The sequence below is a fragment of the Candidatus Parcubacteria bacterium genome (genome assembly GCA_023131895.1).
GTDB lineage: Bacteria > Patescibacteriota > Minisyncoccia > Minisyncoccales > JAGMDC01 > JAGLYZ01.
Genome location: JAGLYZ010000002.1, coordinates 1 through 14,299 on the forward strand (window position 1 = coordinate 1; position 14,299 = coordinate 14,299).

A 14,299-nucleotide genomic window follows, 5' to 3' on the forward strand; every position below is an offset into this window, starting at 1 on the left:
CGTGAGACAGGTTGGTCCCTATCTACCGCAGGCGTCGAGTCTTGAGGAGGGTTGGTCCTTGTACGAGAGGATCGGACTGAACTAACCTCTGGTGTACCAGTTGTTCCGCCAGGAGCATAGCTGGGTAGCTAAGTTGGGAACTGATAAGTGCTGAAAGCATCTAAGCACGAAGCAGGCTCCAAGATCAGGACTTTTAAATCGGTCGAAGAACACGACCTTGATAGGACACAGGTGTAAGCGCCGTAAGGCGTTAAGCCAAGTGTTACTAATGATTTATTAAAATATTTCTTGGCTAGTAATTAATGACCATAAACTTTATTTAGTATAGAGTTCTGCTATTTGGTGGTAATACCGGAGATGTTCCACCCGATTCCATATCGAACTCGGAAGTGAAATTCTTCAGGGCCGATGATAGTCCTTTGGGCGAAAGTAGGTCGCCGCCAAATAGCAGAACTCTATTTAAAAACCCCTGATTCTATATCAGGAGTTTTTTTATTTTGAAAAATGTATATAAATGTATATAATAGAAATAATGAGGTTTAATATTGGAAAAAGAAAAGTTATAATAATAGCCTTAGTATTTTTACTTTTTTTATTTTTAAATCTATCTGGTCTTTCAAAAGAAGTGAGAGAGGTTTTTTATAATATTTCTTATCCTGTTCAAAAAGTTTTTTGGGAAAAGGGGAGTGTTGTGTCTAATTTCTTTAGCCCTATTTTCAATGCAAAAAATTTAAATAAAGAAAATTACGAATTAAAATATAAAAACCAAGAGTTTATTCAACAACTTATTTTTTTACAAGGATTAGAAGAAGAAAACAAAACACTAAGACAAGCGTTAGAAATTAATTTACAAAAAGAATTTAAATTAGTATTTTCAGAAATAATTGGAAAAGATATAGGTGAAGATTTTATTTTAATAAACAAAGGCGCAAAAGACGGGGTTCTGGAAGGCATGCCTGTTATTACTTCAAACAAGATTTTAGTCGGAAGAATTAAAGAAGTTTATGAGAGTTTTTCAAAAGTAATACTGCTTTCTAATAAAGCTAAGGAAAATTCTTTTTATGTTAAAATTCATTCCCTTGATATTTCTATCAAAGCGAAAGGCAAAGGGGGTTCTAAATTATCTCTGGAAATGGTTCCTAAAGATCAAGAGCTTTTAAGGGGAGAGATTGTGAGAACTGATATTTTAGGAGGAATTTTTCCAAAAGATCTTTTGATTGGTGAAATTCAAAAAGTTGAAAAAAACGATGTTGAGCCATTTCAAAAAGTAGAGATATCGCTCTTTTTTGACATTAAAGAATGTAATTATTTATTTGTTATTTCGGAATTTTAAAAATTAAGAGATATGTTAAAAAAAATATTGCTCGTCATTTTAATTTTTTATTTTTTAACTTTATTTCAAGCAAGCTTTATGCCTTTTTTTGATATAAAGGGATTTACTATAAATATTGTCTTGGCTTTAGTAATTTTTATAAATCTTTTTGAATCTCAAGACAAGAAACTCGGCATTTACAGCGCTTTGGTCGCTGGATTTTTTTTAGATGTTTGGTCAAGCCAGTTTTTTGGGACAGAAATTCTATTATTAGTATTAACAGCGATTTTTATAAAATTAATTGTTAAAAAATATGTTCAAATTCCTACGTTTGGAAAGCTATAAAAACCGAAGAGTAAAAATAAAGTTTAAGGAAGAGATTGAACCTCAAGAAATTTTTTTAGATAAGCTGTCTAAAAGCAAATATGAAGATGGCGGTGTTTCTGAAAAAAAACTTGAGGTTCCTCTTTCAAAAAGAATCCTTCAGGGAATTTATTTGATTTTTTTAATCTTAATTCTTGTTCTTTTTGGAAAGACATTCCAGCTTCAAATAGTTCAAGGAGAAGATTTTTCTAAGTTGTCTAATGCAAACAAATTTATTGTTCAACAAATTGAAGCTCAAAGAGGAGTAATCTATGATAAAGATTTTATTCAGCTCGTTTTTAACAAAGCGAGTTTTGATTTAGTTTGCAATAAAGAGAATCTTCCTAAGAATGGAGAAAAAAGAAAACAAGTTTTTAGGGAAATTTCTGCAGTTATTGAAAAAGATATCGCTGTTCTTGATCAAGAAATAAATCAATCTCATGATTCTCCAGTTTTAATTAGCGAGAATCTTGCTTATGAAGAATTAATTGTACTTGAAGCAAGAAAAAAAGAATTTTCTGGATTTGAAATTGTTAATAATATAGTCAGAGGATATAAGGATGGAGAAATCTTTTCTCACATTATTGGTTATGAAAGAAAAACAGGAGAAAAAACAGGATTAGAAGATTCTTATAACCAATTTTTAGAAGAGAACTTAGGGAAAGTTGATATTGAAAGAGATGCTCAGGGCAATATAATATCAGAAAAAATTATTTCTCAGCCGGAACCAGGCAACAGTTTAAAGCTTTGGCTGGATTCTCAATTACAAGAAAAAGTTAAAACAGAATTAGAAGCAATAATTGAAGAGGTCGGTTCTAAAAAAGGAGCAGCTGTTGTTTTAGACGCTGAAACAGGCGGTGTTTTAGCAATGGTTAGTATTCCTAGTTTTGACAATAATCTTTTCAGCCAGGGAATGTCTGCTGAACAATGGGAAGAAATGAGTAAGAACATAGATAAACCATTATTTAATAGAGCGGTTTCAGCTACTTATCCAACTGGTTCTACTATTAAACCCTTAATCGCTGCTGCTGCTTTGGAGGAAAACATAGTCACTCCAGAAAAAAAGATTTTTTGTGAGGGAAAAATTATTATTAATAGTCCATGGGATGAGGAAGTGTTTTGGCAATTTAATGATTGGAAGGTCCATCATTGGACGAATATAAGGAAAGCTATTGCTGAATCTTGTAATATCTTTTTTTATACAGTTGGCGGAGGATATAAAGATATTAAAGGATTGGGAGTAGATAAAATGAAAAAGTATCTTGAGCTTTTTGGCTGGGCGCAAAAAACAAATATTGATCTTCCTGAAGAAAAAAAAGGATTTATTCCAGATAAAGAATGGAAGAAAAGGTATTTTAAGAATAAAATAGATCAAATGTGGATGCCCGGTGATAATTATAATCTTGCTATTGGCCAGGGATATTTGGAAGTTACTCCATTACAGGTAGCTAGTGCTTTTGTAAGTATTGCTAATAGAGGCACTCTTTATGAACCAAGGGTGGTTAAAGAAATTATAGATAAAAATAAAAATATTAAAGAAGAAATTGAGCCAAAAATTATTCGTCAGGATTTTATAAGCCAAGAAACTATTGAAGTTGTTAGACAAGGAATGCGGCAGGCAGTTACCAATGGTTCAGCTACTGGCTGGCTGGATTCTTTACCAGTAAAAGCAGCGGCAAAAACAGGTACTACTGAAACAGGCAGAAAGGATTATTATCATAATTGGGTGACTGTTTTTGCACCTTATGATGACCCAAAAATTGTTTTAACTCTTGTCATTGAGGATGTTAAAGGCGAGATGGTCGCTGCACTGCCAACTGCCCGCGCCATACTTGATTGGTATTTTCGCCCGCAAGAATAAAAAGATCAAGATAGATTTTTCAATTTTTTTGACTTAAAGCAAAAAATAGGATAACCTATAATTAGGTCAATTTTTAATTTTTCACTTTTCATTTTTAACTTGAGCGAAGCGAATATGTCAACAATAGAAGAAATTAGAAAAATACGTTTGAAAAAACTTAAAGCTATTGAAAAAGCAGGTTTTTCTGCTTATCCATTAGAAACAAAAAGAACTCATACTTGTTTAGCGGCAATTAAAGATTTTGCCAAATTATCCCGTTCTCAAAAAGAGATAATTGTAGTGGGCAGAATCCGCTCTATTCGTGAGCACGGCGGTTCAACTTTTTTACATATTAAAGACGGTACTGGCATAATCCAGATTTATTTTAAAAAAGACAGATTGGGTGAAAAAAGCTATAAATTCTTTTTGGAAAATTTTGACATTGGTGATTTTATTGAAACAAGAGGGATTTTATTTAAAACAAAAAGAGAAGAAAAAACTCTTGAAGTGAGTGATTATAAAATACTGGCAAAGGCATTGCTTCCTCTGCCGGAAAAATGGCATGGCTTAAAAGATATTGAAGAAAGATATAGAAAAAGATACTTGGATTTAATATTCAACCAGGAAGTGAAAGAAAGATTTATTTTACGCACAAGGATTATCAAGGAAATTCGCAGTTTTTTAGATAAAAAAGGATTTTTAGAAGTGGAAACACCTATTTTACAGCCAATCTATGGCGGGGCCAAAGCAAAGCCGTTTAAGACCCATTTGAATGCTCTTAATATGGATTTATTTTTAAGAATTGCCCCAGAGCTTCAATTAAAAAAACTTTTAGTAGGTGGTTTTGAAAAACTTTATGAAATAGGCAGATTATTTAGAAACGAAGGCATGGATAGGGAGCATAATCCAGAATATACTTCATTTGAACTTTATTGGGCTTATGCTGATTATAAAGATATGATGAAATTTTTTGAAGAAATGTTTGGATATTTCCTAAAAAAGACATTTGGTAAATTGGAGATTGAGTATGAAAATAAAAAAATTAACTTTAAAACGCCTTGGCAGCGAATTGAATTTTCACAGCTTCTTAGGAAATATGCGAAGATTAATTTGTCGGAAATAAATGAAAAGGCATTGGCAAAAAAAGCAAAGCAATTGGGAATTAAATTAGATAAGGGGATAGGAAAAGCAGAAATCGCTGATGAAATTTATAAAAAGTTTTGCCGTCCAAAAATTTGGCAACCAACATTTGTAATTCATCATCCATTAGGAAGTTTTCCCTTGGCAAAAGAACTTGGAAAAAGTAGTTCAGCGCACATTAGAGATGAAATTTCTGGGAAAGAAAAATTAGCCAATTTTCAATTAGTAATTGCTGGTTGGGAAATAGCTCTGGGTTTTTCTGAACTTAATAATCCTTTAGAGCAGAGAAAAAGATTTGAGGAACAGGAAAGAATGTTTAAGAAAGGATTTGAGGAAGCGCAGAGAATAGATGAGGATTTTTTAGGGGCGTTGGAATACGGTATGCCACCAGCTGCTGGTTTTGGAATGGGCATTGACCGCTTGGTTGCATTACTTACTAATTCGCATTCATTGCGAGAAGTAATTTTATTCCCAACGATGAAAAAACGCTCAGAAATATAACTTTTAGGATACGTTCGCTCACCCCATCCGGCTCGCTCACTCTATCCTCGCCTCGCTCTCTCGCTCCGCTCGAACCATGCCCGCTCGGCTCCGGGTGCTCATAAAAGTTACATTTCCCTCGCTAAAATAAAATTATGCTTGACATAAAATTTATCAGAGAAAATCCAGAAAAAGTTAAACAAGGTTGTCAAAAAAAGCAGGTCAAGGTTGATATTGATCAGATTTTGCTTTTGGATAAAAAAAGAAGAGGATTCCTTCAAAAAATAGATTCTTTACGTGCTGCCCAAAACAAGATTAGCGAAGGAGGAGGAAAAGATAAAGCCCAAATTGAGAAAGCAAAAGAATTAAAAAATCAGATTAAAAAATTAGAAAAGGAATTTAAAAAAACTTATCAAGAGTTTAACGCTTTGATGCTCCAAGTTCCGAATTTACCTTTTGATGATGTGCCAGAAGGAAAAGATGAATCAGAAAATAAAGTTTTAAGAGAAGGGGGCAAGAAGCCGAAATTTGACTTTAAAAACAAGGATTATTTAGAAATTGCTCAAGATTTGGATTTAATTGATATCAAAAGAGCAGCCAAAGTTTCTGGTACAAGATTTGGTTATCTAAAAAACGAAGCAGTTTTGCTTGAGTTTGCATTAATAAATTTCGCTTTTGAGACATTAACAAAGGAGGGTTTTATTCCAATTATTCCTCCGGTGATGATAAAATCAGAAACAATGGAGGCAATGGGTTATATTGCCACAAAAGAGGATTTAGCCGAAAGATATTTTTTTGAAAAAGATAATTTATTTTTAGTGGGAACAGCAGAGCAGTCAGTTGGACCAATGCATAAAGATGAGATTTTTGAAGAAAATGACTTACCAAAAAGATATTTAGCTTTTTCAACTTGTTTCAGAGAAGAAGCAGGTTCTTATGGTAAGGATACCAAGGGAATACTTCGGGTTCATCAGTTTGATAAGGTTGAAATGTTTAGTTTTTGCAAACCTGACATTTCAAAGAGAGAACATGAATTTTTTCTGAGCTTAGAAGAAAAATTAATGAAGGCATTAAATCTTCCTTATCAGGTAGTCAAAAATTGTAGTGGTGATATGGCATTTCCTACTGCTATTCAATACGATATTGAAACATGGATTCCTTCTGAAGATAGATATAGAGAAACTCATTCTACTTCAAATTGCACAGATTTTCAGAGCAGACGATTAAATATCCGTTATCGCAATTCTAAAACTCAAAAATTAGAGTTTATTCATACTGTTAATGGTACTGCTTTTGCTATTGGAAGAATTTTAATTGCCATTTTAGAAAACTTCCAACAAAAAGATGGCTCTGTTTTAATCCCAAAAGTTTTACAGAAATACTTAGATTGTAAAATTATTTCTAAAAAATGAAAACTTTAGTTATCCTTCACGGCTGGCAGAGTTCAAAAGAGAAATGGCAAACCGTAAAACAAGAACTCCAAAAACGCACCGAGAACGGTTCTCGGTGTGTTGAAATTAAGGTAATTATTCCTGATTTGCCGGGTTTTAAGAAAGAGACACAATTAGACAGAGTTTGGGATTTAGATGATTATATTAAATGGTTAGAGAATTTTATTTCTGAAAATTCGAAAACCTCTTGCCCTGAGCTTGCCGAAGGGTTTTATTTATTAGGTCACTCATTTGGCGGCAGAATGGCAATAAAATTCGCTGTCAAGCATCCAGAAAAACTAAAGGGCCTGATTTTAGTTTCTTCTGCCGGCATAAAACCAAAACAAAACATTTTCTACTTGACGTTTCTTGCGGTCGCAAAATTTGTCAAATCTATATTTTTAAAAATTCCTATATTGAAAAATTCTTTTCCCTTTTTTAGAAATATTTTTTATAAATATATTTTAAGAAAAACTGATTATTTAAAAGCAGAAAAATTGCCATATCTCCAAGAAACTTTTAAGAATATCATTAAAGAAGATTTAAGAGAGTATTTTTCTAAAATTAAAATCCCGACTTTAATTATCTGGGGCGATAAAGACAGAATGACCCTCTTAAAAGACGCTTATTTGATGAAAGAAAAAATAAAAGGTTCAGAATTAGAAATTATAAAAAATGTTGCCCACACTCCGCATTTAGAAAAACCAGAAATTTTAGCTCAAAAAATCATGAATTTCATTAAAAAATAATGTTTTCTGTATTTATTTTATTATTTTTTTTAATACCATTTCTTTGGTTTATTCGGACAACCAAGGCTGTTTTGTTTTGGTTTTATCTTTGGCAATTAAAAGAATATCATATTCACAGATTTAAAGCTCATTTTCAAACATATAAAGGAAAACACCTCATATTTAACAAGCTTTTACTTCTAAAAATTATTTTATTACTTAGTTTTCTCTTTTCCAGCGTCCTCGTTGGCATTCAATTGCTTAATTTTGTGGTATTGCTTCCTTTGATTCTTTTTTTCTTGTATTTACTTGAGGCGGTTAAAACTCTGAAAGATTTTTTTCAAAAGAAATTAAAAAAGCCAGTTCTTACTAAAAAAACTATACCAATTTTAGTTTTCACTTTTATCTTATTTACTTTCATTCCTATTTTTTTATGGCAGAAAGTAACATTGAGTCAGGTTATTTATGACTATCCTCCTTTACATAGGTTTTGTTTCTGGCTTTTACTGATTGACGTTCTTGTTCCAGTAATTGTTTCTTTAATCGTTTTTGTTTTCCAGCCATTTACAGTTTTATTGAGAAACAGGATTTTAGAAAAGGCAAAGAAAAAAAAAGAAAGTTTTAAAAAGCTTTTAGTCATTGGGATTACTGGCAGTTATGGTAAAACCTCAACAAAAGAATTTTTATACACAATTTTATCTAAAAAATATAGGGTCTTGAAAACCAAAGAGCATCAGAATTCAGAGATTGGAATCTCTAATTGTATTTTAAATGATTTAAAGCCAGAACATCAGATTTTCATCTGTGAAATGGGCGCTTATAATAGGGGAGGAATAAAACTTTTATGTGATATTGCCAAACCAAAAATAGGAGTTTTAACCGGCATTAATGAACAGCATTTAGCAACTTTTGGCTCCCAAGAGAATATTATTCGCGCTAAATTTGAGCTGATTGAGAGTTTGCCAAAAGATGGGATAGCATTTTTTAACGCTAAAAATGAATATTGTGTTGAGCTTTATGAAAAAACCCGGATTAAAAAAATACTCTATGGCAAGGAAGCTGTTTTTTCTGGACAGGAAAACATTTTAGGAGCTATGGCTGTAGCAAAAGAAATAGGAATGAACAAAAAAGATATTTTAAGCGTCTGTGGAAAAATTAAAGATAAGATTGCAGGAATAGAACTAAAAAAGGGAACAAATGGCTTGAATATTATTGATGCCACATATTCCGCTAATCCTGATAGTGTAATTTCCCATTTAGAATATTTGAAAACTTGGGATGGACGAAAAGTTTTAGTGATGCCTTGTTTAATTGAGTTAGGAAAAGCGTCTAAACAAGTCCATCAAAGAATTGGCAAAAAAATCGCAGAGGTCTGCAATTTAGCAATTATTACTACAAAAGAATGTTTTGATGATATTAAAAAATTTGAAAAAATTAGCGTAGGCAGTAAAAGTCAAATTTTATTTTTAGAAGATTCGAAAAAGATTTTTGAAAAAATAAAAGATTTTGATAAAAAAGAAGATATAATACTTTTAGAAAGCCGAGTGCCAAAAGAGTTGCTTGAATTATTAAATATATGAATAGTATGTTAAAAGTCAAAGAAATTATTCAAAAAGAAATTTGGGAGGATTTTCTTTTAGGATGTGATGAAAAGACATTTCTGGATTCTTGGAATTGGGGAGAGTTTCAAAAAAAAATGGGCCAAAAAATTTGGCGCTTTGGAATTTACTTGTCCGCCGAAGCTTTAGCGAAGGAGGATGAAGTATCTAATCTCCTTACAGTAGCTTTGGTGATTAAAATTCAGGCAAAAAGAGGATCATTTTTGCTTGTGCCGCACGGACCCGTAATTAAGATTAATAAAGGACGGGCTTCTGTAATTACAGAAGCCCGTCCTTTGAAAGCTTTATTAGACAAATTAAAAGAGATTGCCAAACAAGAAAAATGCAGTTTTATTAGGATAAGTCCGGTGTTTCAGAAAAATCAAGAAAATATTAAAGTTTTTAAAGATTTAGGTTTTAGACAAGCGCCAATACATATGCATCCTGAAGCGAGCTGGAAATTAGATATTTCAGAGTCAGAACAAGAACTTTTAATGAATATGCGGAAAACAACCCGTTATTTAATTAAACAGGCCCAAAAAAATAAAGATCTTGAAATAATTCAAAGCAGCAACATAAAAGATATTGAAATTTTTAACAAACTTTATCAAAAAGTGGTTAAATCCCAGCATTTTATCCCTTTTTCTTTAGATTATTTAAAGCAGGAGTTTTTGTCATTTCAGCAGGATAATCAAATATCTTTGTTTTTTGTAAAATATAATAAAGAAATAATTGCTTCAGCATTTGTGCTTTTTTGGTCAAAGATTGGTTTTTATCATCACGCGGCTTTATCTCCGAAATATCACAAAATCCCGGCTGCATATCTTTTACAATGGGAAGCGATAAAAGAAGCAAAAAAGAGAGGATGTGTTTTATATGATTTTTGGGGCTATGTTAATCCAAAAGACCAGCCCAGGCATCCGTGGGCAGGGCCAACATTATTTAAAATGGGATTTGGAGGAAAAGCGTATGAATATGTCAAAACCCAGGATTTGGTTTTATCGCCGAAATATTGGCTCACTTATATTATTGAAAAAATAAGAAAAACAAAACGCGGACTTTGAAATGTATCCATTTTTTCACGATCGTGAGATTTTGGACGAAATTTAATCTTAAATTTTAGGAGAAGAGGGGTTTTCTTAAATCTCATTAAAAAATTTTTCATTATATGAAAAAAAGTCAATACTTTAGAGAACCGCATAGGATAAAAAGAAAAAAATCTTTGCTAAAAAACAAGTTTTTTTGGATTGGAATTTTGGTTCTGGCAATAGTTGTTTTGCTTTCTTACTTTTTATTTTTTCATTCATTTTTTAAAATAGACAAGATAGAGATTTCCGGCAATGAGAAATTAAAAACAGAACAAATTGAAAACTTAATAGAAAAAAATAAAAATATTTTTTTGTTTAATACAGAAAAAAATAAAAATAAAATTTTAGAAAATTTTCCTGAAGTTGTAGAAATTTATATAGAAAAAGATTTTCCAAGAAGCATCAAAATTCAGGTTGAAGAAAGAAAACCAGTAGCTGTTTTTTGTCAAAACCAAGAGTATTTTTTTATTGATAAAAAAGGGATTGTTTATGAAAAAGCAGAATCAAACAGTATGCTTAAAATAAAAAATTTAACGTTTGATAGAGAATTAGAATTAGGCAATGAAGTTTTAGCGGAAAATGAATTAAAACAGATTTTATATATACAATCAAGGATAGAAGATGATTTAGAAATCCAAATTGAATTAGCTGAGATTGTCTCTGCTTCAAGATTAAATATTCAGATATCTGAAGGATGGCAGATTTATTTTAATACTCAAAGAGCTCTTGATTGGCAGCTCACTGAATTAAAACTGGTTTTAGAAAAAAAAATCCCTCAAGAAAAAAGAGAGGGATTAGAATATATTGATTTAAGATTTGAAAAAGTTTATTACAAGTGATTTTATTTATTCAATGTAGTATACAAAGATGGAATAGCCGATTTTGGTAATAGGCTGGTATTTGTCAAGCCAGCGATAATGGTTTGAGGGCTGGTCAAAGCCCTTAACTGGTTCAGCTCTGCCGCCTTGCAAAGAGTTCACTGAAACAGCTAAATAATTTGTTTTTAACATATCATTAAGATCTTGCGTGCCATGCCATGGGACGTATTTTTCTTTTAGATAGTATTCAGGATTGCCTCCGCCAAAATAATCAAGGTAAATTTTATTTACATTATTATCATCACACCATTTTTTCAAGCGCTTTAAGTCCTGACCCCAATCAAGATTTGAATCAGTAACATATAAATATCCATTATCAGGTCCGCTAGCTAATTCATTAAAGTAAGCAAGAAAATGAGGAGAAACAGCCATTACTGAACCTGCCTGCCAGAAAATTAAAACAGCCAATATGCCATATTTTATTTTTAAAAATGGTTCTTTTAAATATTTTGTTATTGCTATGCTTATTAAAATAAAAATAAAAGGAAAAGTTGGCAGCAAATGGCGCACTCCAATATTTAAATTAGATGTTAAGCTTGTTGCCCAATAAATAATAATAAATAAAAGCATTGAAAATTCAGCAAAATGAGATTTTATCCATTCTTTGATTCTTTGAAATGGTTTTTTCCAAAATGGTTCCCTGATATGCCAAGCCAGGCCTAAGAGAGCGATAATGGATAAAATATGAAGAGTTAGGGGTTCTTTAATTGAATAAACAACAGGGAAATAGGTTTTCCATCCAGCAGCTGAAATCTCTCCAAGAAAATAAGTTGTATTTCCAGTAGTGCTTCTATTAAGAACCATTATTATGCCTAAAAAGTATTGGGAAAACGGCCTTGTTGCCGGATTGGAGATCATTGCTATGTTTAAATCTGCTAATGGTTTAGGAACAGTTGTTGTGGAAAGAAGAAATTCAGTATCTCTTATCTGTTTTTCAATCGGGTAATTTAGAATGTGGTATTGATAGACAGGCCAGACAATAAAAATCATTCCAATTATTAAGACAAGAAAAGATAAAGCAATATATTTAAGCAGCTTCTTTTCATATAAGGCATAAATTAAAGTTATAATCCCAAAAAAAGGAAGCAATAAAATTAAAGAAAATTTTAAAAGCATTGAAACACCAAATGCCAAGCCGGCTAAAACTATGTTCTTTTTTACTGGTTCTTTCAAGAATTTTAACCAGAAACAAGTTGCTAAAACAACTCCAAAAGCAGCTCCAACATCAGTAGTTACTAATCTTCCATGGGCCAAGAAGGTAGGCGAGAAAGAAAATAGAAATAGAGCCAATAAAGCTGCTTTGTTTCCAAAGCTGTTTTTTGTCCATAAAAAAATCAATAATCCCAAAAGAACTAAAAGTAAAATCATTGGCAGGCGGGACCAAAACAAGATTTTGTCAGGATCATTTTCAGAATGGTATAGGAATTGGTTTCCGAAGTCAAATTGAAGCCACCAAACAGGATTTCCTTCCTGTATCCAGGAACTGTGGTCTTTGGGAAAATTAAGATCTAAAAAGAGAAGCGGGAAAGCGGCTAAGTCCTTTATTAAAGGCGGATGTTCAGCGTTTAAACGGTAATCTTTTTGAGTTAAGTATGAATAGCCGGAAGGAATATGAGAAACTTCATCAAAGGTTAATGTATCATCTTTGATGCTTAAAAAAGCAGTAAAAAACATTACAAATAACAGTATGCCGGCAATAATGTAAGTAATTTTATTAGACATATTTATATTCAGAATAAATTAGATAGTAAGTTTAAAATAAGACCAAAAGCTAATTCCCAAAATATTGAGAAAGCTATAACGCTGATAACAGCTATCAAAATAAGTAATAATAGTTTTTGTTTATTCATCATTGATTTTATAAACCCAAACTGAATCCTCGTTTGCTAACTCTCCTTTAGGAAAAGCAGTTTGAAGCTCTTGAATTGTTTTTTCATTATTATCCATCAAAACTATAACTGTCTGCCTTTTATCCGGTTTTATCGCGTTTAAATTATCTTGAAAGACATAGCCTGTCCTTATCTCTTTATTCTTTGTTTTTTCAATAAAAACAATAGTCTCAACAGGCAATGGAAGATGCGGGCCTGATTCATTTACAATAACATATTTTTGCGTTTCTTCTGAAACAGAATTTAAATACATTCCAATTTCTACGCATTCTTTTGAAAAGGATCTTTCTACTTCTGGATTTTTCCCCCAGAAAATAAAATATCTGTAATATTGTGTAAAGACAAAAGAAATTACTAATAAAACAGAAGCTAGGATTATTAAATAATAAACCCAATCTTTCTTTTTATCTTTTAAAAGATTCTTAGATTTTCTATAAACAAACTCTCCTCCTATACCAACAAAGATAAAAGCGAAAGGAATAGCTCCAATGCATCTTAGAGAATGTGGGATGCCTTCATAGGTTAAGATGCCTGGAACCAGCATTATAAAAAAACTAAAGACTAGAAATGAGAAAGGAAAAAATGATTTTTTTAGGATTTTTTTAAAGCTTAAAATCAAGCCGATTAAAAATAATATTCCCACTGGCCAGAATAAAACAGGGGAGCCGGAAATATTATGGCGCCAATTATAATCGCCCGCAATATTAAACATTGCTGAATGGATAATAAAGCTCTTTCCTAATTCCTTAATCGGCTCTGGTTGGGAAAAAATTGAAATTCCAGTAGTCCTGCTTACAAAATTTTCAGGGTTTTCAAGGAAATAAAATCCAATAGGCGCGGCAATAATAAAAGTAAAAAGTAAAAATGAAGAAGTAAAAACCAGGAATTCTTTTTGCAGGTTTTGCTTTCTGTAAATCAACCACCACAAAATAAGAATTACAGGGATAATTAGAACAGCTAATCTAAAAGCAATATAAGTATGGAAGCCCAAGCCAAAGATTATGCCGGCAATTATAAAATAAGAGATCTTCTTTGTTCTAAAACCTTTAAATAAAAAATAAAAAGAAAAGGTTAGGACAAAAGGAACTAAAATAGCCCTAAAGCCGATATGAGAGAAATTAATATGCCATAAGCTTGTCGCTAAAAAGAAAGAAGCAAAAAGAGCAATACACCGAGAACGGTTCTCGGTGTATTGAGAAAACAATTCCTTTGTTAAAAGATAAAGGCCGAGAACAGTGAGAATGCCGAAAAAAGCAGAAACAACCTTAAATGACCAAATACTTATGCCAAAAACAGAAAAAGACAGAGCGATTAGATTAATGAATAATCCTTCTCTGCCATTGTTTTCCGGGTAAAATATTTTTCCAGGTTCAGTAATTGCTTGATTGGCGTTGATAGCTTCATCAGGATAAATTCCAGGCGGAATTGTCTCTATCTGCCATAACCGGAAAAAAACAGCTAGGGCAATAATCAATAAAAGCAAAATTAAAAGTTTTGAACTTTTTGGCAACATTACTATATTCTATCATATTGCGCAAAAAAGAAACAACGAA

The 14,299-nt window shown here is 31.9% G+C and carries 11 protein-coding genes and 2 rRNA genes; 11 read left to right on the plus strand and 2 right to left on the minus strand.

Annotated elements, in window-relative coordinates; translation table 11 throughout:
- From KAT95_00660 to KAT95_00710, 11 genes are all read left to right on the plus strand, one after another.
- Window positions 1-289 (plus strand): 23S ribosomal RNA (locus tag KAT95_00660); the annotation flags it as partial.
- 49 nt (window positions 290-338) lie between these two features.
- Window positions 339-446: ribosomal RNA gene (gene rrf, locus KAT95_00665) — 5S ribosomal RNA — on the plus strand.
- Window positions 447-514: 68 nt separating this feature from the next.
- Window positions 515-1,333, plus strand: coding sequence for a rod shape-determining protein MreC (mreC, locus tag KAT95_00670; GenBank protein MCK4520368.1), 819 nt, complete (start codon window positions 515-517; stop codon window positions 1,331-1,333).
- Window positions 1,334-1,345: 12 nt separating this feature from the next.
- Window positions 1,346-1,657: a rod shape-determining protein MreD gene (gene mreD, locus KAT95_00675; protein MCK4520369.1), complete on the plus strand. Its 312-nt coding sequence runs from the start codon at window positions 1,346-1,348 to the stop codon at window positions 1,655-1,657.
- A complete protein-coding gene (gene mrdA, locus KAT95_00680) occupies window positions 1,626-3,536 on the plus strand; it encodes a penicillin-binding protein 2 (protein MCK4520370.1) in 1,911 nt (636 codons plus the stop codon). Before mreD ends, mrdA begins: the two co-directional genes overlap by 32 nt.
- A 114-nt stretch (window positions 3,537-3,650) precedes the next feature.
- Complete coding sequence (gene lysS / locus KAT95_00685; protein ID MCK4520371.1) at window positions 3,651-5,156, plus strand: lysine--tRNA ligase; 1,506 nt, start codon at window positions 3,651-3,653, stop codon at window positions 5,154-5,156.
- 134 nt (window positions 5,157-5,290) lie between these two features.
- Window positions 5,291-6,547: a serine--tRNA ligase gene (gene serS / locus KAT95_00690; protein MCK4520372.1), complete on the plus strand. Its 1,257-nt coding sequence runs from the start codon at window positions 5,291-5,293 to the stop codon at window positions 6,545-6,547.
- The gene (locus KAT95_00695) at window positions 6,544-7,314 is read left to right on the plus strand and encodes an alpha/beta hydrolase (protein ID MCK4520373.1); all 771 of its coding nucleotides are present in this window, start codon (window positions 6,544-6,546) and stop codon (window positions 7,312-7,314) included. The genes serS and KAT95_00695 overlap by 4 nt, the downstream gene beginning before the upstream one ends.
- On the plus strand, window positions 7,314-8,873 hold the full coding sequence (locus KAT95_00700; protein MCK4520374.1) for a hypothetical protein: 1,560 nt from the start codon (window positions 7,314-7,316) through the stop codon (window positions 8,871-8,873). The genes KAT95_00695 and KAT95_00700 overlap by 1 nt, the downstream gene beginning before the upstream one ends.
- Window positions 8,870-9,955 carry a peptidoglycan bridge formation glycyltransferase FemA/FemB family protein gene (locus KAT95_00705; protein ID MCK4520375.1) on the plus strand — a complete coding sequence of 362 codons (1,086 nt, stop codon included), beginning with the start codon at window positions 8,870-8,872 and terminating at the stop codon, window positions 9,953-9,955. Before KAT95_00700 ends, KAT95_00705 begins: the two co-directional genes overlap by 4 nt.
- Before the next feature lie 104 nt (window positions 9,956-10,059).
- Window positions 10,060-10,818, plus strand: a complete 759-nt coding sequence (locus KAT95_00710; GenBank protein MCK4520376.1) for an FtsQ-type POTRA domain-containing protein — start codon at window positions 10,060-10,062, stop codon at window positions 10,816-10,818.
- Between the two features lie 6 nt (window positions 10,819-10,824).
- Here KAT95_00710 and KAT95_00715 read toward each other — a convergent pair whose 3' ends face one another.
- Together KAT95_00715 and KAT95_00720 are read right to left on the minus strand one after the other, a co-directional pair.
- A complete protein-coding gene (locus KAT95_00715) occupies window positions 10,825-12,585 on the minus strand; it encodes a glycosyltransferase family 39 protein (GenBank protein ID MCK4520377.1) in 1,761 nt (586 codons plus the stop codon).
- Between the two features lie 114 nt (window positions 12,586-12,699).
- Window positions 12,700-14,259 (minus strand): glycosyltransferase family 39 protein, encoded by a 1,560-nt coding sequence (locus KAT95_00720; protein MCK4520378.1) that lies wholly within the window; start codon window positions 14,257-14,259, stop codon window positions 12,700-12,702.
- Between the last annotated feature and the right edge of the window lie 40 nt (window positions 14,260-14,299).

What these genes read in the sequence shown, in the direction of transcription:
- mreC (MCK4520368.1), top strand. Translation starts at nt 515, where the DNA reads ATGTATATAATAGAAATAATGAGGTTTAATATTGGAAAAAGAAAAGTT.
- mreD (MCK4520369.1), top strand. Translation starts at nt 1,346, where the DNA reads ATGTTAAAAAAAATATTGCTCGTCATTTTAATTTTTTATTTTTTAACT.
- mrdA (MCK4520370.1), top strand. Translation starts at nt 1,626, where the DNA reads ATGTTCAAATTCCTACGTTTGGAAAGCTATAAAAACCGAAGAGTAAAA.
- lysS (MCK4520371.1), top strand. Translation starts at nt 3,651, where the DNA reads ATGTCAACAATAGAAGAAATTAGAAAAATACGTTTGAAAAAACTTAAA.
- serS (MCK4520372.1), top strand. Translation starts at nt 5,291, where the DNA reads ATGCTTGACATAAAATTTATCAGAGAAAATCCAGAAAAAGTTAAACAA.
- KAT95_00695 (MCK4520373.1), top strand. Translation starts at nt 6,544, where the DNA reads ATGAAAACTTTAGTTATCCTTCACGGCTGGCAGAGTTCAAAAGAGAAA.
- KAT95_00700 (MCK4520374.1), top strand. Translation starts at nt 7,314, where the DNA reads ATGTTTTCTGTATTTATTTTATTATTTTTTTTAATACCATTTCTTTGG.
- KAT95_00705 (MCK4520375.1), top strand. Translation starts at nt 8,870, where the DNA reads ATGAATAGTATGTTAAAAGTCAAAGAAATTATTCAAAAAGAAATTTGG.
- KAT95_00710 (MCK4520376.1), top strand. Translation starts at nt 10,060, where the DNA reads ATGAAAAAAAGTCAATACTTTAGAGAACCGCATAGGATAAAAAGAAAA.
- KAT95_00720 (MCK4520378.1), bottom strand. Translation starts at nt 14,259, where the DNA reads ATGTTGCCAAAAAGTTCAAAACTTTTAATTTTGCTTTTATTGATTATT.